Below are 18,610 nucleotides of genomic sequence, written 5' to 3'. Positions count from 1 at the left end.
CCCTTTGGGAAAGCCTCGTCCGGATGTGCTGGCAGGTCTCCTGGCTCGCCGCTCGATCGGACGAACTCCCCTTCCCGGCCTTATGGCCAGTGGCGTTGCGGAGATCGTCCATCGCGACTTACAGTTGCGGGGGCAGCCACGGCATTGGCCCCGTCAAGGGTCGTCCGCACCGTGTTCCCTTTTGCTTCCCCATCCGACTCTCTTGCAACGAAAGGGGAACCAACACGGTTTAACCTCTGACACGCCCACCAAGTTCGAGTCAATTGCATCGCCGGGCGGGCGCGCCTATCAAACAGGCAAACGGGGAGAGACGACGACCATGAAGATGCGGCGGTTGGGCAAGACGGGTCTGTGGGTGTCGGAAATCGGGCTGGGCTGCTGGCAATTGGGCGGCGATTTCGGCCCCATGGAAGACACCGAAGCCTCCACGATCCTTGCCAACGCCGCCCGCCTGGGCGTCAATTTCTGGGACACCGCCGACGTTTATGGCAACGGGCTGTCCGAGCACCGCATCGGCACCTTCTACGGCAAGCCCGAAGACCTTGTCGTCGCCACCAAGGTCGGCCGCTCGGCTTCGCTCTATCCGGACAAATATACAAAGGGCGGCATCAAGGACAGTCTCGAAGAATCGGCGCGCCGGCTGCTGGTCGAAACCATCGATCTCGCCCAGCTCCATTGCGTCCCGCGTGAGGTGCTCGAAGCGGGCGAGATTTTCACCTGGATGAACGAGATCCAGGCCGAAGGGCTGATCAGGAATTGGGGGGCGAGCGTGGAAACCATCGCCGAAGCCGAAATCTGCCTCGAGCAGGAAGGGCTCTCCACCCTCCAGATCATTTTCAACATCTTCCGCCAGGATGCCGCCGATGGCCTGCTCGAGAAGGCCAGGGACAAGGATGTCGGCATCATCGTCCGCCTGCCGCTCGCTTCGGGGCTCCTGTCGGGCAAATACAGCGCCCAAACCGAATTCTCACCCAGCGACCACCGCAGCTACAACCGCGAAGGACAAGCCTTCTCGGTGGGCGAAACCTTTGGCGGCATTCCGTTCGAAAAGGGCGTCGAACTCGCCGATCAACTGCGCGGCTTCGTGCCCGAGGGCCAGCGCATGAGCCTTTTCGCCCTGCGCTGGATTCTGGACCACGATGCCGTCTCCACCGTCATCACCGGCGTCTCACGGCCCGAACAGATCGGGGTCAACGCGGAAGCCAGCGACATGGCAGAGCTTTCCTCCCAGGTGCACGCGCAACTCTCGGGGTTCTATCGCGACACGGTCAGGCGCCATATCCGCGGTGAAGTCTAGGTTTCACACCGCTGAAGATTGCGCTTGATTTTCCTCCGTCCAAGCGCATTGGATATCGCCATCCGGCCCGCCGATCGTGGCGGGCTTTTGCGTGAGCTTTATTGATGCCATCCGCCATCGCCGCCACCCCCTCGCTCGTCGCCCTTGTCGCGCCCATCCTGCTGCTGGTCGCATCGAACGTCTTCATGACCTTCGCCTGGTATGGGCACCTCAAATTTCCCGGCGCCGCGCTCTGGGTGGTGGTGCTGGTGAGCTGGGGCATTGCGTTTTTCGAATATTGGCTCGCCGTGCCGGCCAACCGCATCGGCTATGGCCTCTATTCGGCCGCCGAGCTCAAGACCATCCAGGAAGTGATCTCGCTTTCGGTCTTCGCGCTGTTCGCCATCTTCTATCTGGGCGAAAAATTCACCCTCAATCACATAGTAGGCTTCAGCTTCATCGCGCTCGGTGCGTTCTTCATCTTCAAGGGACCGATCAGGTAGGGGCCGCCCGAAGACGGCCCCTTCCAAAGTCAGTGCACGGCGCCCGAACCGCCCGCCACGACGACTTCATAGGGCAAGCCGGGTACGGCGATCTCGCCGACGGCTTCGAACGCTTCGGCATCAATGCGGTGGATGATGCTTTCCCTGGGGTCAGTCACCAGAATCTCGTCCCCCGCCACAGCGATGCGCGGACGCGGATCGGCCCAATGGCCGTCCATGGAATAGGGTTCGGTGAGCGCGAGCGTATCGGCGATCTCGCCCGAAAGCGTATTGAGCCGGTGCAGATTGCCGTCCTCGGTGAAGATATAGGCCCATTGCGGCCGCACATTATCGAGCGCGAAATGCACGCGCCGCGTCGGCAAATCGACCAGATCGAAACTTTCCTCGGCCGGGTCGATCAAAACCACCCGGTCGGCGCCGAAATTGCCGAGGAAATATTGGATGCCCACCCCGCCCAGCAGCGTCGAAACCTTGCCCTCGGGCAACTCGTCTCCATAGGGCAGATGGCTCACCTGGGGGCCCTGCGCGCTGTCGGTCACCAGCAGCAGGCCCGTCTCGCAGGCGATGGCGAGCAGATTGCCCGAGCTGGCCTCCCCGTGCAGCCCCTGGCACTGATAGGTTTCTCCGACCCTGTTGTCGTTTCCGTCGAGCACATTGACCCCGACCGGCAGTTCGGATGGGTCCTCGGGATGCGGCTCGGTGATCAGCACGTAATCGCCATAGGCCGCCGCAACCCCGTGATGGGGCACGCCTGCGGAAACGATGCGCGGCTCATCGGTGCCGAACCCCGCTTCTCCGACAATTTTCGCCACTCCTTCATTGTCGAAGAACAGCGCAATCTGTCCGTGATGCTCGACGAAATGGACCGGATAGTCACCCTCGACCGCTCCATCGATGAGTTCGGGTTCGCTGATTTCGATATCCCCGTGGTCACCGTGATCGTCGATGGCGATCCCGGTCGAGATCGCCTGGACGATGTCGTTGTCGCCCTGTACGGCAAAGACGGTTTGGCCGCTCGCGGTCCCATAGAGCCGCGCGGGCCCCTGGAGCGTGAAGGTTTGAGCCACTTCGCCGGCCTCCAGATCGATGACGCTGACGGTGGATTCCGCTTGGTCGGCGACAAACGCGCGATAGAGGGTCACCTCATTGGCCAAGACCGATCCGGGCAGGGCCAGGCCGGCCAGCAGCATGGCGCGCAGAGAATTTGAACGCATCTCGTCTTCCTTTCATTATACGATATAACGTAACAATTGCTGACGGATCGAAACCCGAAAAAGGCTCGCACCACAGCCGTGTGGAAAAGATCAGGCGGGACGGGAGCATCACCGCACGCTCCCGTCCCTATGCCCGGCCAACCGGGTCCGGCAGGCAAACCGGCTTTGTCTCAGTCGGCAAGGCAATCGGTGAGGCTGGTCGCAAGGTTTTCGATCAGCGTGAAATAAAGCCCGGGTCCATCCGCGATATCGGCGCCCAGCGGATCGAGCGTGCCCAGCCGCGCGCCCGTCCCCGCGGCGACGCTCTCGACGACCTGGGGCGAAAACTGCGGCTCGGCGAAAAGACACACGGCATCGGCCTCGCTCACCACATCGCGGATTTCGGACAGCCGCCCGGCCCCCGGCGCAATCTCGGGATTGACGGTAAAGCTGCCGGTCGCCTCGATATCGAAGCTGTGCTCGAAGGAATGATAGGCGTCGTGGAAGACGAAGAAGGATTTGCCGCGCACGGGCGCGAGCTGTGCGTCCACCCGCGCGCTCAGGGCATCGAGCTCGGCGACCAGGCGCTGCCCATTGGCATTATAGGCCTCTTGATTGTCCGGATCGGCGGCGATCAGCGCATCGGCGATCGCGGCCACCATCAGGCGCGCATTGTCGGGCGAAAGCCAGATATGGGCGTCGGCATGATCATGATCGTGATCGTGCCCATCCTCATCCCCATGCGAATGGGGCTCGAACAGCCCGCCCTCGCGCAGCGGGAGCAGTTCTATCCCCTCGACACCGATCAGCGGCACGATGGTCGCGTCCCCGCCCAGCGTATCGAGAATCGAGGTCATATAGGTTTCCATCTGCGGCCCGACCCAGAAGATCACTTCGGCGGCTTCGACCTTGGCGGCATCGGAGGGGCGCATGGCATAGCCATGCTCGGAGGCGGCGCCTTCGACCAGGAGGTTGGGCTCGCCCACCCCCTCCATCACCCCGGCCACCAGCGAGTGGATGGGTTTGAGACTGGCGAGAACATTGGGGGCGGCAAGCGCCGGGTTGGCGGCGAGAAGGGCAAAAGCGGCGGGCACGATGAGCGCGAGGGCTTTATTGGGCATTGTCGGAACGGCTCCGGGCAACTATGTTATGACATTACACGGCAATGTAATGCTATAACGTTTACATCGCTGTCAATCCGCTAAACGCGCATCGGGGGAAAGTGGTTGCCCGCTTTTTCCTCGAAACCCGCGGCCGACAAGGGCTGAACCAAGCATGAAAAATTCCGTGGCGCCACACCGCGACGATATCGTCAGGGTCCAGGGCATCGGCGTCAACCGCGACGGCCGCTGGCTGGTGCGCGGCGTCGACATGTCCATCGCGCGCGGCGAGATCGTGACGCTGATCGGTCCCAATGGCTCGGGCAAATCGACAACGGTCAAGACCGCGCTGGGCATCCTGAAACCCGACGAGGGTACCGTCTGGCGCGCGCCCAAGCTTTCGGTCGGCTATGTGCCGCAAAAGATCGCCATGGATCGTTCGCTGCCGATGACCGTCGAGCGGCTGATGGGATTGACCAAGCGGCACACAAGGGCCGAAATCGCCACCGCGCTGGACACCGTGGGCATTTCCCATCTCGCCCAGGCGCAGATCCATTCGCTTTCGGGCGGCGAATTCCAGCGCGCCCTGATCGCCCGCGCCATCATCGGCAGGCCCGACCTTCTCGTCCTCGACGAGCCGGTGCAGGGCGTGGATTTTTCCGGCGAGATCGCGCTTTACGACCTCATCGGCACCATCCGCGACGAGACCGGCTGCGGCGTGTTGCTGATCTCCCACGATCTGCATGTGGTCATGGCCCGCACCGATACGGTAATCTGCCTCAACGGCCATGTCTGCTGCCAAGGCACCCCCGATATCGTCGCCGCAAGCGGGGAATATGCCGCGCTGTTCGGCCCCCACGCCGCCGAAACGCTGGCCATCTACCGTCACGAGCACGATCACGCGCACCTCCCCGACGGCAGCGTGCGCGACGCCTCGGGCCATCTCCATTTCGACCACCACGCCCACGGCCCCCATTGCGATCACGACGGGAAGGGGCAAGGTCATGCTTGAGAGCTTTTTCACCCGCGCGCTCCTGGCTGGCATCGGCCTTGCGGCGATCACCGGCCCGCTCGGCAGCTTCATCGTCTGGCGGCGCATGGCCTATTTCGGGGACACCATGGCTCATTCGGCCATCCTCGGCGTCGCCCTGGCGCTGTTTTTTTCCTTTTCCCCCATCGCCGGGGTCTTCGTCATCGCCGTGCTCATCGCGCTGCTTTTGGGGTTCCTGCAGCGCCGGGGCACACTGTCCGCCGATTCCCTTCTGGGTCTTCTCAGCCATTCCACCCTGGCACTGGGACTGGTGCTGGTCTCGCTGATGCCCAATGTCCGCATCGATCTCATGGGGCTGCTCTTCGGCGATATCCTCGCCGTCTCGGTGACCGACCTGGCGCTGATCTATGGCGGGGGCATCGTGGTGCTCGGCGTTCTCGCCTGGCTCTGGCGCCCCATGCTGGCCGGCACCGTTTCCGAGGAAATCGCCCAGGCCGAGGGCCTCAACCCCGAGCGCACGCGTTTGATCTTCATGGTGCTGCTGGCCGGCCTCATCGCCATCGCCATGAAGATCCTGGGCGTCCTGCTCATCACCGCCATGCTGATCATCCCCGCCACCGCCGCCCGCAGGCTGGCCAAGACCCCCGAACAGATGGCGCTCTATGCCGCCCTGGGCGGCATCGCCGCTGTCCTCGCCGGCCTTTGGGCCTCGCTGCACTTCGATACACCCTCGGGCCCATCGATCGTGGTTGCGGCGCTGGGGGTTTTCGCCATAACGTCCATCGTGCCCATCCCGACAAAGACCGGGCCCAAAGGAGCCGTCTCGCCATGACCGCCCATTCCGATCTCACCCGCAATCAATCGCTCGTCCTCGACCGGCTGGAAAAAGCCGAAGCGCCCATGAGCGCTTATGCGCTGCTCGACCAGTTGCGCGACGAAGGCCTGCGCGCGCCCCTCCAGGTCTATCGCGCACTAGACAAGCTCCTCGACATGGGCCTCGCTCACCGGCTGGAATCGATGAACGCGTTCGTTGCCTGCGCCCAGCCCCATTGCCACGCCTCGGGCTTGATCGCCTTCGCCATCTGCGAAAACTGCGGCCAGGTTTCCGAATTTTCCGACGACGTGGTCCGCGACCGCCTCAAGGCCTGGGCCGACCGCGAGGGGTTCGTGGTCAAACGCACGACGATGGAAATCCGCGGCGACTGCCGCGCCTGCGCTGCTTAGTTTTGCCTCACGGGGCGCACCGCGTTTTTCATGACGCGCTAAAGCAGCGCTATGAAAAATGCTGCCCCTCCGGCGGGGCGGCGAAAAAGTTCGCCGGGGTCGTCGCCTTTGACTCCCCCTTCCCGCAATCCAGCAGCAGCCTTTCCCTACTCCAGGAAATAGGTGATCGTCGTCACCACGCGCACCTTCTTGTCCATCTGCTTTTCGGGTCGCTGGTCGGGGATTTCCACCGCCGCCAGAATCTCGAACACGCCCTGATTGGCTGTCTGGATGGTCCCCACTTGCGCGCCCGCTTCCTCGGCGAACTGCTCGGCCGCCTCGCGCGCCCTTTGGGTCGCTTCGGCCAGCATGTCGGTCTTCAAATCGTTGAGCGCTGTAAAGATATAGCTCGGCCCGGCATTGTAGCTGTCGGATGAAAACACCACCCCGGCCCGCAACAAATCGCCGATATTGCGCGACGCCCCGGCGATCGCCTCGACATCGGTTGAGGTGACGATCAACTCCTCGGTCAGAACGAACCGCGCCTCGTCGGGCGTGCCTGAGGCGTTGTAGCCGGCCAAACGGTCCTCGACGAGGATGTTCTGGACATTCATCGCCTCGGGGGCAAACCCCGCCCCGGTGAGGAAATCGCGCACCGCTCCATCGGACGTCTCAAGTTGGGCCCGCGCCGCTTCCAGCGTCGGCCCCGTCGCCACGAACTTGATCGGCCAATGGGCCACGTCGGCGGTGACGTTACGTTCCGACAGTCCCTTGACCGTCACAGTGCGGATCGGCTGGCGGGATTCGACAAGCGCCTGCCCACCCAGCCAGCCGGCCAGCGCGATGCCGATGGCGACGAGAAGCGCCGCGAGAATACGGGAAATCGATTGCATGGATTGGACCCCAAACGAAAGCGCCCCCCGGCGAGTTCACCGATGGGGCGCTTCAATCGTGGCAGGTTTTGGGCGACCCTTACGCCACCTTGGCGATATCGGGCACCGCGTCGAGCAGCATGCGCGTATAGTCCGCCTTGGGTGCCCCAAAGATATCCTCGACCGGCGCGTTCTCCACCAGCACGCCATTGTGGAGCACGCCCACCGCATCGGCCATCTGGCGCACCACGGCGAGGTTGTGGCTGATCAGCAGATAGGTCAGCCCGAACTCTTCCTGGAGCTGGCTCATCAGTTCAAGCACCTGGGCCTGGACCGAAACGTCGAGCGCCGAAGTGGGCTCGTCGCAGATGATGAATTCGGGCTGGCTCGAGAGCGCCCGGGCGATGGCGATGCGCTGGCGCTGGCCGCCCGAGAATTCATGCGGGTATTTCCGCATCGCCTCGGGGTCCAGCCGCACGCGGCGCAGCAGGTCCGCGACGCGGTCGGCGATCTCGCCGGCATTCCTCGTGATCCCCAGCGCCCGCATAGGCTCGGCGATGATCTGGCCCACTCGCCAGCGCGGATTGAGGCTGGCATAGGGGTCCTGGAAGATCATCTGGATTTTCGAGCGCCGCTTGGCCGCCGCCTGCCGGTCGCGCCAGATGTCGATGCCTTCCACCTTGACGCTTCCCGCCGTCGGGGGCAGCAGGCCTACCAGCATGCGCGCACAGGTCGATTTGCCCGATCCAGACTCGCCCACCAGCCCGTAGGTCTGGCCGCGCGCGATGGTAAAGGACACGTCGTTGACGGCCTTAACGATCTTGCGGTTGCGCCCGGTGATCCGGGACAGCATCGAGGGCGAGAGGTCGAATTCCTTGGAGAGGTTTTCGACAACCACCAGCGCGTCGGATTTTTCTTCCGCCGACACCGCGCCATTGGCCGCTGCCGCGGCGAAGCGCGGGTTCTGCGCCTTGATCGAGGGAATGGCCTCGATCAGCTTTTGCGTATAGGTTTCCTTGGGCCGCAGGATGATGTCGGCCACCGTCCCCGTCTCGACGATCTTACCCTTGTTCATGACGATCATGCGGTCGGCCGCCTCGGCGATCACGCCCATGTCGTGGGTGATGAGCATCACCGCCACGCCGCGTTCGGCGCAGAGCCGTTTTAAGACCTTGATGATCTGGGCCTGCACCGAAACGTCAAGCGCCGAGGTCGGTTCGTCCGCGATCACCAGTTCGGGTTCCGCCGCCAGCGCCAGCGAAATCACCACGCGCTGGCGCATTCCGCCCGAAAACTGATGCGGATAGGCACCGATCCGCTCTTCGGGGTTGGGAATGCCCGCATCGGCCAGAAGCTCGATGGCGCGCTTTTTCGCCTGATCGTGCGAGAGCGGCAGGTGGCTGCGGATGGTTTCGATCAACTGCTCGCCCACAGTATAGAGCGGGTTGAGGCTGGTCAGCGGGTCCTGGAACACCATGCCGATCCGCTTTCCCCGGATCTTGCGGTATCCCTCTTCATCGAGCCCGTCGATCCGTTCGCCCTTGAGCTTGATCGCTGTCGCGCTCACTTCGCCGGGCCGGTCGACAAGCCCCATGATGGCGGTGCCGGTCATCGATTTTCCGGCCCCCGATTCCCCCACCACGCCCAGCACTTCGCCGGGCATGATGGAAAAGGAAATCCCGTCGACGGCGGTGAAATCGCCGCGCCGCAAGTGGAAAACGACCTTGAGGTCCTCAACGGACAGAAGCGGTTCAGCCATCAGCGCAGCCTCGGGTTCAGCGCATCGCGCAGCCAGTCACCGAGCAAATTGACCGAAAGCGCGAGCAGGATAAGCGTCAGGGCGGGGAAGAACAAAATCCACCATTCCCCGGAGAACAGGAATTGCTGGCCGATGCGGATCAGCGTTCCCAGCGATGGCTGGGTGGGCGGCACGCCAACGCCGAGGAAGGACAGCGTCGCCTCCTCGATAATGGCCAGCGCCAGCCCGATGGTGGCGATGACCAGTACGGGCCCCACCACATTGGGCAGGATGTGGCGCACGAGGATAAAGAAGGGATTGACCCCCATGATCCGCGCCGCCGACACGTAATCCTTCTGCCGCTCGACCATCGTCGCGCCGCGCACCGTGCGCGCGAACTGCGCCCAGTTGGAAAGTCCGATGGCGAGGATCAGCACCACGAGCGCTGTATTTTCCTGCTGGCTAGCCGGGATCAGCCCGCGCGCCACGCCAAAGATCAGCAGCGCGATCAGGATGGCCGGAAAGGAGAGCTGGATATCGGCAATGCGCATGATGATCGCATCGACCAGCCCGCCGCGATAGCCCGCGACCAGCCCCAGACCGACCCCGAGCACCATGGCGAAAAGGGTCGCCGACAGGCCCACGAACAGCGAGACGCGGCTACCGTGCAGGATGGTCGAGAGCACGTCACGGCCCTGATGGTCGGCACCCAGAACGAAGTAATTGCCCGCAAAGCTTTCGCTCATGGGCTTGGTGAACCCATCCATCAGATTGAGGGTGCGCGGGTTGAACGGATCGTAGGGCGCAATCCAGGGTGCCAGAACGGCGGCCAGGATCAACACCACCGCGACAATCGAGGCGACGATAGCGACCGGTGAGGTGCGGTAGGAATAGAAGATGTCGGAATCGGCGATCCGGGCGAGTCGCCCGCGAGGGGCCTGGGCCGAAAGTTCACTCATGGGTCAGTTCCCCCGAGCCGGGCCACCGATCCGCAGGCGCGGATCGACGACGTAATAGAGGATATCCACGATCAGATTGATCGCGACGAACACGAAGGCGATGAACATCAGATACGCCGACATCACCGGCACGTCGACGACGGCCACCGAGTTGACGAACAGCGAGCCCACGCCCGGCCACTGGAACACGGTTTCGGTGACGATCGCGAAGGCGATGACCGAACCGAGCTGCAACCCGGTGATGGTGATCACCGGCACCAGCGTGTTCTTGAGCGCGTGGCCGAAATTGATGGCGCGCTTGGAGAGCCCGCGCGCTCGCGCGAATTTGATATAGTCCTGGCGCAGCACTTCCATCATTTCGGCGCGCACCAGCCGCATGATCAGCGTCATCTGGAACAGCGAAAGCGTGATGGCCGGCAAAATGATCGAGCGCAGCCCGGTTTCGGTCAGAAACCCGGTCGTCCACCAGCCCATGTCGACCACCTGCCCGCGCCCGAAACTGGGCAGCCATTGCAACTCGACGGCAAAGATGTAGATCAGCCCGATGCCGATGAGGAAGGTCGGCAGCGACACCCCCACCAGCGAAAAGGCCATGATTGCCGCTGCCGCCCAGTTCTTGGGATTGAGGGCGGTGAAAACGCCGAGCACGATCCCCAGCGTCAGGGCGATGGTCGCGGAAACCAGCGCCAGCTCGATCGTGGCCGGCAGGCGGGACAGGATGAGGTCGGCCACCGGCGTCTGCAGGCGATAGGAAATGCCGAACTGGCCCTGGAGCGCGTTGCCCAGGAACCTGAAATACTGCTCATAGAACGGATCGTTCAGCCCCAGCCGCTCACGCAACTGTTCCTGGTCGGCAATCGTGGCTTCCTGGGACACCATCGAGGCGACGGGATCGCCCACGTAGCGGAACATGATGAAGGCTATGAACGAGACGGCGAGCATCACCAATATGGCTTGCCCGATCCGTTTGAGAATGAAGGCCAGCATGGGTGGTCTCCGTAAGCGCTTTCGCGAGATGCCGAGGGCGCGCCTTCACACGGGCGACCTGGGCTGGATGCGATGAAATTGTATAGGAATTCGCGGCCGGAACAATTGGCGCGTCAAACGAAACGCCGCGCCACAACTTTGCCAAGCCGTGGCGCGGCGCGTTTGAAAGGGTCCGGCTACTGGTAGCTGACCGTCGTGATCATGGGCTGGTTTTCCGGATGCACGGCGAGAGTCATGTTATCGCGCATCGCATAGGCCAGCACCTGAACGTGGACGGTGAGGAACAGATTGTCTTCCTGCACCTGGTTCCAGATATCGGCGACCACCTGATCGCGGGCTTCCAGATCGGTCATGGTGCCCAGAGACTGGATCATCTCGTCGATCTCGGGGTTCGAATAGAGCCCGATGTTGTAGGTGCCGTATTCATCGGTCTTGGTGTGAACCAGATCGTTGAAGATATAGGCGGAATCGAAGGTGGGGACGCCCCAGCCCAGGAGATAGAAATCGGTCTCGTTGTTGAGGATCAACGGCGAGTGCTGGGCAATCGGCCGCGAGGCGAGCGTCACGTCGATGCCGATCTGGCCGAGCATGCCGACGACGGCCTGGCTGATCGCTTCATCGTTGATGTAGCGGTCGTTGGGCGTATCGAGGGTCACAGTGAAGCCATCGGCGTAACCGGCCTCGGCCATCAATTCGCGGGCGCGGTCGAGATCGACGGCCGGGCAGGCGTCGAGTTCCTCGGTCCAGCCGGAAACGAACGGAGGCATGTTGACACAGGTCGGGATCGACTGGCCGCGCATCACGATCTGCTGGATGGCCTGGCGGTCGATGGCGAGTTGCATGGCTTCGCGCACCAGCGGGTTGGCGAAGGGGTTCTCGTCGGTGACGTTGGACGAGAGCAGCGGCTCGTCATCCATGGCGTAGCCGAAATAGATCGTGCGGTTTTCAGGGCCGGTCTCGACCTTGATGCCCTGAGTACCGGCCAGGCGCTCGATGTCCTGCACGGGCACGTCCTGGACCAGATCGACTTCACCCGAAAGCAGCGCGGCGACGCGGGTCGCATCGTCGGCGATCGGGGTATAGATGATCTCGGTCACCGCCGGGGCTTCGCCCCACCAGTTCTCGTTGACCGTCAGCACCGAACGCACGTCCGGATCGCGCTCGGTGAGCACGTAGGGGCCGGTGCCATTGGTGTTGCGCACGGCGTAATTGTCTTCACCGGCGCCGAAATCCTGGACCTGCTGCAGGTCGTGCTCTTCGGACCAGCCCGCATCCATGATGAAGGTGTTGGTAACGTTGTTGGGATAGAGCGGGGAGGGCCCGGCCATCTGGAACTCGACGGTGTAATCGTCGACTGCGGTCGCGCTTTCAACGTCGGCATGGAGCTGCCGCATGTTGGAATTTTCGCTCTTGGCGCGCTCGATGGAGAACACCACGTCCTCGGCGGTGAATTCCTGCCCCTCGTGGAAGGTCACCCCTTCGCGCAGCTCGAAGACCCATACGGTCTCGTCGCCTTCCTTGACGTACCAATCGGTCGCCAGGCGCGGCTGAAGGTTGCCCTCGACGTCGCGGTCGAGCAGCGTTTCGTAGATATGGTGGTTGAAATTGTGGGTCGTGCCCTGGTTCTGGGAGTGCGGATCGAGCGTGAGCGCGTCCGAATTGCGGGCCCAGCGGAGCGTTTCCGCGCTGGCCGCCCCCACGAGCATCGAAGAGGCCATGAGCGCCGCGATGCCGGTTAGCATAATTCGCATATTGGAGTTCCCCTTATAATGAATCACCACCGGTGGCTTTGGGGCCACCGGTGGTGAAAGCCATCATACAGACCGTACCCGCTCCCGACGAACAGGCACGAAATACTGACGCTTGGGTCTAATATATCGAAACTGCACGGCCGGACGAACAAGCACTCTCTGTTGATCTTTTAATGCAGGGATTATCGTTTTGCATGATGATCCCTCCCTGCGACTTGGGGCCAGCAACGTTCGCACGTTGCGCGCCGAGACGGCAACAAAGCGTCTTTTGTTTGTTCGTGCAATGGGTAAGTCCAACACGTTTATGTCAGCATAGCTGTCCTTTTTTGACCATCCGGTCAAAAAACCGCCAAATTCCGGGGAGCTTGGGCGTACCTGCGAGTACGACCTGTTCGAACAATTGGCGAAAATTTTTTGGTTGCCATCGTGGACCAATCGCTATCGCCCACCTAAGCGCCGTTTCCGCCTCGAATCCCCGCTCTCGAGACGCCGCTCGTTACCCCCCGCCGCAACCGCTTCTGGGGCCGCCTAGCCGCCATGAACCACCAAGCTATCGGCCGGTGCTTCCTCGCGTTCGGTCTTGCCGTAATCGCGCAGCACATGGGCGACCCGCAGCCGGTAGAAGGCAAAGACATTGTCCCGCCCCGCCTGCTGCGCCCGCCGGTGCGCCCCGGTATTTCGCCATGCCGCCACCGCCTCCTCGCTTTCGAAGAACGAAAGCGAGAGCACCTTGCCCGGCGTCGAAAGGCTCGCGAACCGTTCGACCGAAACAAAGCCTTCGATCCGTTCGAGTTCGGGCCGCAATGCCGCGGCGATATCGAGATATTCATCGCCGCGCCCCGTCTCAGGTTTCACTTCGAAGATCACCGCGATCATTGTCTCTCTCCCTAAAGTTCGATGCCATCTCCTAGCATCTTGAAGCTCATCCATACTTCGGTTAGCGTCGAACCATGAAGGAAGGCCCCGACATCACCCACGCCGCCGCGCTGATCGGTGAACCGGCCCGCGCCAACATGCTGGTCGCGCTGATGAGCGGCAAGGCGCTGACGGCGACCGAGCTGGCGTGCGAGGCAGGCATCACGCTGCAGACCGCCAGCGCGCATCTGGGCAAATTGCGCGAGGGCGGCATGCTGGTCATGCGCCGCCAGGGCCGGCACCGCTATTTCGCATTGGCCAGTTCGGAGGTGGCCAGCGCACTCGAAACGCTCATGGGGCTGGCCGCCCGTTCGGGCCATCTGCGCACCCGCACCGGCCCCGCCGATACGGCACTGCGCAACGCCAGGGTCTGCTACAACCATCTGGCCGGCGATCTGGGCGTGCAGATGTTCGAAAGCCTCACTGCGCGCGGCCTGCTCGAAGTCACCCCGTCGGGGCTCGGCATATCGCAACGCGGGACGCCGTTCTTCGAAACGCTGGGCATCGATCTTGCGGCGCTCCAACGCTCGCGCGGCACGGTCTGCCGCGAATGTCTCGACTGGAGCGAGCGCCGCTCACATCTGGCCGGCAGCTTGGGCCGGGCGCTTTTTTCCCGCGTCGAAACCCTGGGCTGGGCCCGGCGCGACACGACAAGCCGCGCCGTCCTCTTCACCCCCCAGGGACTCGACCAGTTCCACTCAACCTTTCCGCCCTATCGCGGCTGATCCCCCTTTTCGCAATCGATCCGTCATCAAGGAGCATTTCCATGACCCTCCGCCGTCTCGGCCGCACCTCCATTTCCATCGAGCCGCTCGTTCTGGGCGGCAATGTCTTCGGCTGGACGCTGGATGAAACCGAAAGCTTTGCGGTACTCGACGCCTATGCGGGCAATGGCTTCACCCTGATCGACACCGCCGATTCCTATTCCAAATGGGTGCCGGGCAATTCGGGCGGCGAATCGGAAACCATCATCGGCAATTGGCTCAAATCGCGCGGCCACCGCGACAAGGTCGCCATCGCCACCAAGGTGGGCACACGGCTCGACAAGGACACCAAGGACCTTTCGGCGGCCTATGTCGAAACTGCGTGCGAGGCGTCCCTGCGCCGGCTGGGCGTCGATCACATCGATCTCTATTTCGCCCATTGGCCGGACCCCACAGTCACCCATGAAGAAACCCTGCGCGCCTTCGAAAACCTCAAGGCGAGCGGCAAGGTGGGCAATATCGGCTGCTCGAATTACGACGCGCCCCTGCTGGCAGCGGCCCTCGAAGTCTCGTCCAGCGAGAGCCTGCCCCGCTACGAGGTCTTGCAGAACGAATACAATCTCTATTCGCGCGACAGCTTCGAAGGCACCGTGCAGGAGCTCGTCCTGGCCGAACAGATCGGCGTCATCGTCTATTACGGTCTCGCCTCGGGGTTCCTCACCGGCAAATACCGCAGCGAGGCCGATTTCTCCAAATCCCAGCGCGGCGGCGGCATGAGCCGTTATCTCGACGCAAAGGGTCTGGCGATCCTCTCGGCCATGGATGAGGTCGGCGCCCAGACCGGCGCCAGCCACGCCGAAATCGCGCTCGCCTGGCTCGCCGCCCAGCCCGGTGTCACCGCCCCCATCGCCTCGGCCACCTCGGTCGAACAGGTCGAAAGCCTCGCCCGCGGCGCGCGGTTGGCTCTTAGCGCCGGCCAGCTCGACGCGCTTACCGCCGCAGGCCGGTAGCCAGTTCTCAAAGCACCCGTTAGCGGTCTTGACTGCGCTGCTGAGCTTCGGTTCTGCGCCATGCGACCCCAACCACCTGTCACCCCGGGATTTATTCCCGGGGTCCAGCAGCAGCCTCTCCGCCAACAACCTCATTGGTCGACAACGCTCCTACGCCGGCGGTTCCCAAAGCTCGATCGGATTGCCCTCGGGATCATGAATGCGCGCGAAGCGTCCTGTCTCGGGAGTGTCCCATTCCGCCCGCGTCTCGATCGGGATGCCCGCCGCCGACAGCGCGTCCATGAGCCCGCTCAAATCGTCGACGCGGAAATTGATCATCCACTGCTTGTCGGCGGGGAAATAGCCGGTTTCACGCGCGAAGGGCGCAAAGACGGTCATCCCGGCCTCCTGCTCCCAGAACCCTTTGACCCCCAGATGGGTCTCATACCATCGGGCCAGCGCCTCGGTGTCGCGTGCGCGGAAGAACACGCCGCCTATCCCCGTCGCCTGCGCCATCCCCGCCTCCCTTGTGCCTTGACCGGCATTTGGCCTTAAGCCTTGGTGAATGGTCAAGCGGTATAGTTCTTGCGCCCATTTGCCGCGGCAACTATGACAGGATTGCCGCGATCCCCCGGCATCCCTCGAAAGGAGCGTTCGTTTCCGTGTCGATGATTTCGCAGAAAGCCCGCTACGCGCTGCGCGCCCTCGTGGCGCTCACCCGCGCCGGCCAGGGCGAAAGCCTCATGATCTCGGAAATCGCCACCGACCAGGATATCCCGAAGAAATTCCTCGAGCAGATCCTGCTCGAACTCAAGCGCAGCGGCATCGTGATGTCCAGGCGCGGCAAGGCCGGTGGCTATCTGCTGCTCAAGGCGCCCGCCGAGATCAGCTTCGGGGAGGTGCTGCGCATCATCGACGGCCCCATCGCCCCGCTCCCCTGCCTCTCAAAGATCGCCTATCGCCGCTGCATCGATTGCAAGAGCGAGGACGACTGCGAAATCCGCCACGTTTTCGCCAAGGTCACCGACGCCACCCGCGCCGTCCTCGACCGCACCACCCTGGCCGACGCCGTGGGTGAAGTGGACGTGCTCGAACGGGCGGTGAATGCTTGAGGCAGCGGACGCCATAAGGCGCGGCAACGCCTGCGTCGGGCTTTCCTTCGCCCCTTGAGGGGAGAAGGTGGCCGACGCGAAGCGGAGGGCGGAATGAGGAGAGCGCAGCGCTTGCGACAAGCGGCATGCCAGAGGCCTATCCCCAAACCCTCTCACCTCCAACCCAAACGCCTTGCACCTCCAACCCATCGGAGAGATGCACCATAGACGCTGTGGCACCCGCCCCCAGATGCCCCATGCCATCGGTCAGCCCCATTGCCTGGGCCGGATAGAGCGAGGCCATCCGCAACACCTCCTCGAGCACCACCCCCATCTTGCCATGCATATACCGCACGGCCTCGATCATGGTGAGGTCGGCTCCGGCGAGCGTCCCATCGGCCAGCCGCAGCGCGCCGTCGGCCCGTATAATCTCGCGGCCATTGAGGGCGAACCCCGCTATGTCCGTGCCCATGGGCGACATTGCGTCGGTGACGAGCAATATCCGCCCCGGCCCGGTCTTGGCGCGCAGCGCCACCCCGATAGTCGCCGGATCGACGTGGATGCCGTCGGCGATCAGCCCGGCCCAAACCCCATGGGCAAGTGCCGCGCCCACCAATCCGGGCTCGCGATTGCCCAACTGGCTCATGGCGTTGAACAGATGCGTCACCATCGAAGCGCCCGCCTCGATCGCGGCGGCCGCCCCGTCAAATCCGGTATCGGAATGCCCGAGCGAAACCCTCACCCCGCCCTCTGCCAGCCGGGCGATCTGCTCGGGGGCAACCGATTCCACCGCCACAGTGGTCAAAAGTGCCGGCATGGCCCGCCGTGCGGCGAGCAGCGCTTCGAGGTCAGCCTCTTCCATCGGCCGGATATAGCCCGGATTGTGCGCCCCCTTGCGCGCCACCGACAGATGCGGCCCCTCGATATGGAGCCCCGCAAATCCCTTCACCCCCGCCGCATGCGCGGCAGCCCCGGCATCGAGCGCCTCGCGCGTTACCTCCCGCGTGTCGGTGATCAGCGTGGGCAGCAGCGCCGTGGTCCCGAACTGGAAATTGGCCGCGCACAGCCTTTCCAATCCCTCCACGGTGCGGTCCTCGTTGAACAGCACCCCACCCGCGCCATTGACCTGCAGATCGATGAAACCAGGCACCAGCATGCCGCCCGAAAGCGCTACCCGCTCGGCGTCGTCCGGAACTTCGTCCGACGCGACGATCCCGCTTATCTTCCCATCGGCAGCAACGAGCGCCCGTCCCTCGTGCCAGATCTCGCCGTCGAACACCGGCACTCCTGAAATCGCAAGCGTGCTCATAGCGTTGCCGTCACCTTGCGCAGATGTGGCGGCTCGTCGGGATTAAAGCCCCGCCGCCGGGCCAGCGCTTCGATGAAGCCATAAAAGGACACCACGAGCGCGATAGGGTCGGTCAGCGGATGGCCGGTGCGCGCCACCGGCAGCGCGGTTCCCGCCCCCGGTTCGGGATCGGTCACGAACACGGTGCCGCCCTGCCGGGCGAGACGATCGCAGGTTTCGAGGATCGAGGCGCGCGCCTTGTCGGCGACGCACAGCGCCAGCACCGGAAATCCCGCCTCAACGATCGCCGCCGGCCCGTGCAGCACTTCGGCTGTCGAATAGGCCTCGGCGTGCAGCCCCGAGGTTTCCTTGAATTTGAGTGCCGCTTCGCTGGCGATGGCAGCGCCCGGCCCGCGCCCGAGCACGTAGAGCGAATTGACGTCCGCCGTTGCCTCGACCAGTGCCGACCAGTCGCAATTGAGCGCGTTTTCCAGCGCCTCGGGCAAGCCCTCGAGCACGCCGAGCAGCCGCTCGTCCCCGCTCCAGCCGGCGACGATGGCCAACCCCGCCACCGCCGAGGTCACGAACGTCTTGGTCGCCGCCACCGATTGCTCGGTTCCCGCGCAGATATCGACCACATGGTTGGCCGCTTCGGCCAGCGGGGAATCCACAGTGTTGGTGATGGCGATCGCCGTCGCCCCGGAGCGGCGCGCGCTCGAAAGCATCGAAACGATATCGGGGCTTTTCCCCGATTGGGAAATCCCGATCGCCCCGGCCCGCCCGAGCTTTAAATCCACCCCATAGATCGAAGCGATCGAAGGGCCGACCGAGGCCACCGGCACCCCTGTCGCCAGTTCGCAGGCATATTTGAAATAGGTCGCCGCGTGGTCGGAAGACCCGCGCGCCACGGTGACGATCACGTCGGGCTCGGCGGCCCTGAGCGCGCGGGCCGCCTCATCGAGCGCGCCGCGACCCTCCGTCAGGAGCCGTTCGACCACGCCGGGAATCTCGGCCACTTCGCGCTTCATATGGGTCTGTGTCATGCCAATC

General features: G+C 63.5%; 19 protein-coding genes and 1 riboswitch. Of the genes, 8 read left to right on the top strand and 11 right to left on the bottom strand.

The features are described from left to right. Window positions 1-13 precede the first annotated feature (13 nt). A riboswitch (cobalamin riboswitch) is annotated at window positions 14-239 on the bottom strand. 80 nt (window positions 240-319) lie between these two features. Then, a complete protein-coding gene (locus V4T21_RS18255) occupies window positions 320-1,297 on the top strand; it encodes an aldo/keto reductase (protein ID WP_332719591.1) in 978 nt (325 codons plus the stop codon). Window positions 1,298-1,401: 104 nt separating this feature from the next. Beyond that, window positions 1,402-1,779 carry a DMT family protein gene (locus V4T21_RS18250; protein WP_332719589.1) on the top strand — a complete coding sequence of 126 codons (378 nt, stop codon included), beginning with the start codon at window positions 1,402-1,404 and terminating at the stop codon, window positions 1,777-1,779. Window positions 1,780-1,808: 29 nt separating this feature from the next. Here V4T21_RS18250 and aztD read toward each other — a convergent pair whose 3' ends face one another. Together aztD and znuA are read right to left on the bottom strand one after the other, a co-directional pair. Beyond that, the gene (aztD, locus tag V4T21_RS18245; protein WP_332719587.1) at window positions 1,809-2,993 is read right to left on the bottom strand and encodes a zinc metallochaperone AztD; all 1,185 of its coding nucleotides are present in this window, start codon (window positions 2,991-2,993) and stop codon (window positions 1,809-1,811) included. A gap of 170 nt (window positions 2,994-3,163) precedes the next feature. After that, on the bottom strand, window positions 3,164-4,093 hold the full coding sequence (gene znuA / locus V4T21_RS18240) for a zinc ABC transporter substrate-binding protein ZnuA (protein ID WP_332719584.1): 930 nt from the start codon (window positions 4,091-4,093) through the stop codon (window positions 3,164-3,166). Between the two features lie 154 nt (window positions 4,094-4,247). Between znuA and V4T21_RS18235 the strand changes: the two genes are divergently transcribed. Genes V4T21_RS18235 through V4T21_RS18225 form a run of 3 tightly spaced genes read left to right on the top strand, consistent with a single transcriptional unit; the run spans window position 4,248 to window position 6,287 of the window. Next, on the top strand, window positions 4,248-5,084 hold the full coding sequence (locus V4T21_RS18235) for an ATP-binding cassette domain-containing protein (RefSeq protein ID WP_332719582.1): 837 nt from the start codon (window positions 4,248-4,250) through the stop codon (window positions 5,082-5,084). Continuing rightward, window positions 5,077-5,895 carry an iron chelate uptake ABC transporter family permease subunit gene (locus V4T21_RS18230; RefSeq protein ID WP_332719580.1) on the top strand — a complete coding sequence of 273 codons (819 nt, stop codon included), beginning with the start codon at window positions 5,077-5,079 and terminating at the stop codon, window positions 5,893-5,895. The genes V4T21_RS18235 and V4T21_RS18230 overlap by 8 nt, the downstream gene beginning before the upstream one ends. After that, a complete protein-coding gene (locus V4T21_RS18225) occupies window positions 5,892-6,287 on the top strand; it encodes a Fur family transcriptional regulator (protein WP_332719578.1) in 396 nt (131 codons plus the stop codon). Before V4T21_RS18230 ends, V4T21_RS18225 begins: the two co-directional genes overlap by 4 nt. Window positions 6,288-6,433: 146 nt before the next feature. On the opposite strand, the gene V4T21_RS18220 is transcribed toward V4T21_RS18225, so the two are convergent. From V4T21_RS18220 to V4T21_RS18195, 6 genes are all read right to left on the bottom strand, one after another. Beyond that, window positions 6,434-7,159: an SIMPL domain-containing protein gene (locus V4T21_RS18220; protein WP_332719576.1), complete on the bottom strand. Its 726-nt coding sequence runs from the start codon at window positions 7,157-7,159 to the stop codon at window positions 6,434-6,436. Window positions 7,160-7,238: 79 nt separating this feature from the next. After that, entirely contained in the window at window positions 7,239-8,897 is a 1,659-nt protein-coding gene (locus tag V4T21_RS18215; protein WP_332719574.1) for an ABC transporter ATP-binding protein, read from the bottom strand. Further along, entirely contained in the window at window positions 8,897-9,835 is a 939-nt protein-coding gene (locus tag V4T21_RS18210) for an ABC transporter permease (RefSeq protein ID WP_332719571.1), read from the bottom strand. Before V4T21_RS18210 ends, V4T21_RS18215 begins: the two co-directional genes overlap by 1 nt. 3 nt (window positions 9,836-9,838) lie before the next feature. Next, window positions 9,839-10,822 carry an ABC transporter permease gene (locus V4T21_RS18205; RefSeq protein ID WP_332719569.1) on the bottom strand — a complete coding sequence of 328 codons (984 nt, stop codon included), beginning with the start codon at window positions 10,820-10,822 and terminating at the stop codon, window positions 9,839-9,841. 176 nt (window positions 10,823-10,998) lie between these two features. Next, on the bottom strand, window positions 10,999-12,573 hold the full coding sequence (locus V4T21_RS18200) for an ABC transporter substrate-binding protein (RefSeq protein WP_332719567.1): 1,575 nt from the start codon (window positions 12,571-12,573) through the stop codon (window positions 10,999-11,001). A 528-nt stretch (window positions 12,574-13,101) separates the two neighbouring features. Further along, window positions 13,102-13,449, bottom strand: a complete 348-nt coding sequence (locus tag V4T21_RS18195) for an antibiotic biosynthesis monooxygenase family protein (protein ID WP_332719565.1) — start codon at window positions 13,447-13,449, stop codon at window positions 13,102-13,104. Window positions 13,450-13,523: 74 nt separating this feature from the next. Between V4T21_RS18195 and V4T21_RS18190 the strand changes: the two genes are divergently transcribed. Together V4T21_RS18190 and V4T21_RS18185 are read left to right on the top strand one after the other, a co-directional pair. Next, a complete protein-coding gene (locus V4T21_RS18190) occupies window positions 13,524-14,213 on the top strand; it encodes an ArsR/SmtB family transcription factor (protein WP_332719563.1) in 690 nt (229 codons plus the stop codon). A gap of 41 nt (window positions 14,214-14,254) precedes the next feature. Next, on the top strand, window positions 14,255-15,202 hold the full coding sequence (locus V4T21_RS18185; RefSeq protein ID WP_332719560.1) for an aldo/keto reductase: 948 nt from the start codon (window positions 14,255-14,257) through the stop codon (window positions 15,200-15,202). 150 nt (window positions 15,203-15,352) lie between these two features. Here V4T21_RS18185 and V4T21_RS18180 read toward each other — a convergent pair whose 3' ends face one another. Then, complete coding sequence (locus V4T21_RS18180; RefSeq protein WP_332719558.1) at window positions 15,353-15,697, bottom strand: VOC family protein; 345 nt, start codon at window positions 15,695-15,697, stop codon at window positions 15,353-15,355. Between the two features lie 152 nt (window positions 15,698-15,849). Here V4T21_RS18180 and V4T21_RS18175 point away from each other — a divergent pair, with 152 nt between their 5' ends. Then, window positions 15,850-16,293 carry an RrF2 family transcriptional regulator gene (locus V4T21_RS18175; protein WP_332719613.1) on the top strand — a complete coding sequence of 148 codons (444 nt, stop codon included), beginning with the start codon at window positions 15,850-15,852 and terminating at the stop codon, window positions 16,291-16,293. Between the two features lie 136 nt (window positions 16,294-16,429). On the opposite strand, the gene nagA is transcribed toward V4T21_RS18175, so the two are convergent. Together nagA and V4T21_RS18165 are read right to left on the bottom strand one after the other, a co-directional pair. Continuing rightward, window positions 16,430-17,581 carry an N-acetylglucosamine-6-phosphate deacetylase gene (gene nagA, locus V4T21_RS18170; RefSeq protein WP_332719556.1) on the bottom strand — a complete coding sequence of 384 codons (1,152 nt, stop codon included), beginning with the start codon at window positions 17,579-17,581 and terminating at the stop codon, window positions 16,430-16,432. Then, entirely contained in the window at window positions 17,578-18,603 is a 1,026-nt protein-coding gene (locus V4T21_RS18165; RefSeq protein ID WP_332719554.1) for an SIS domain-containing protein, read from the bottom strand. The genes nagA and V4T21_RS18165 overlap by 4 nt, the downstream gene beginning before the upstream one ends. Window positions 18,604-18,610 lie beyond the last annotated feature (7 nt).

This window comes from Pelagibacterium mangrovi (assembly GCF_036662815.1).
Classification (GTDB): Bacteria; Pseudomonadota; Alphaproteobacteria; order Rhizobiales; family Devosiaceae; genus Pelagibacterium; species Pelagibacterium mangrovi.
Note: the sequence above shows the minus strand (reverse complement) of the source record. Positions and strands in the feature narration are given on the sequence as shown.

Coding starts and splice junctions, on each gene's coding strand:
- V4T21_RS18255 (WP_332719591.1), top strand. CDS start 320: ATGAAGATGCGGCGGTTGGGCAAGACGGGTCTGTGGGTGTCGGAAATC.
- V4T21_RS18250 (WP_332719589.1), top strand. CDS start 1,402: ATGCCATCCGCCATCGCCGCCACCCCCTCGCTCGTCGCCCTTGTCGCG.
- aztD (WP_332719587.1), bottom strand. CDS start 2,993: ATGCGTTCAAATTCTCTGCGCGCCATGCTGCTGGCCGGCCTGGCCCTG.
- znuA (WP_332719584.1), bottom strand. CDS start 4,093: ATGCCCAATAAAGCCCTCGCGCTCATCGTGCCCGCCGCTTTTGCCCTT.
- V4T21_RS18235 (WP_332719582.1), top strand. CDS start 4,248: ATGAAAAATTCCGTGGCGCCACACCGCGACGATATCGTCAGGGTCCAG.
- V4T21_RS18230 (WP_332719580.1), top strand. CDS start 5,077: ATGCTTGAGAGCTTTTTCACCCGCGCGCTCCTGGCTGGCATCGGCCTT.
- V4T21_RS18225 (WP_332719578.1), top strand. CDS start 5,892: ATGACCGCCCATTCCGATCTCACCCGCAATCAATCGCTCGTCCTCGAC.
- V4T21_RS18220 (WP_332719576.1), bottom strand. CDS start 7,159: ATGCAATCGATTTCCCGTATTCTCGCGGCGCTTCTCGTCGCCATCGGC.
- V4T21_RS18215 (WP_332719574.1), bottom strand. CDS start 8,897: ATGGCTGAACCGCTTCTGTCCGTTGAGGACCTCAAGGTCGTTTTCCAC.
- V4T21_RS18210 (WP_332719571.1), bottom strand. CDS start 9,835: ATGAGTGAACTTTCGGCCCAGGCCCCTCGCGGGCGACTCGCCCGGATC.
- V4T21_RS18205 (WP_332719569.1), bottom strand. CDS start 10,822: ATGCTGGCCTTCATTCTCAAACGGATCGGGCAAGCCATATTGGTGATG.
- V4T21_RS18200 (WP_332719567.1), bottom strand. CDS start 12,573: ATGCGAATTATGCTAACCGGCATCGCGGCGCTCATGGCCTCTTCGATG.
- V4T21_RS18195 (WP_332719565.1), bottom strand. CDS start 13,449: ATGATCGCGGTGATCTTCGAAGTGAAACCTGAGACGGGGCGCGGCGAT.
- V4T21_RS18190 (WP_332719563.1), top strand. CDS start 13,524: ATGAAGGAAGGCCCCGACATCACCCACGCCGCCGCGCTGATCGGTGAA.
- V4T21_RS18185 (WP_332719560.1), top strand. CDS start 14,255: ATGACCCTCCGCCGTCTCGGCCGCACCTCCATTTCCATCGAGCCGCTC.
- V4T21_RS18180 (WP_332719558.1), bottom strand. CDS start 15,697: ATGGCGCAGGCGACGGGGATAGGCGGCGTGTTCTTCCGCGCACGCGAC.
- V4T21_RS18175 (WP_332719613.1), top strand. CDS start 15,850: ATGATTTCGCAGAAAGCCCGCTACGCGCTGCGCGCCCTCGTGGCGCTC.
- nagA (WP_332719556.1), bottom strand. CDS start 17,581: ATGAGCACGCTTGCGATTTCAGGAGTGCCGGTGTTCGACGGCGAGATC.
- V4T21_RS18165 (WP_332719554.1), bottom strand. CDS start 18,603: ATGACACAGACCCATATGAAGCGCGAAGTGGCCGAGATTCCCGGCGTG.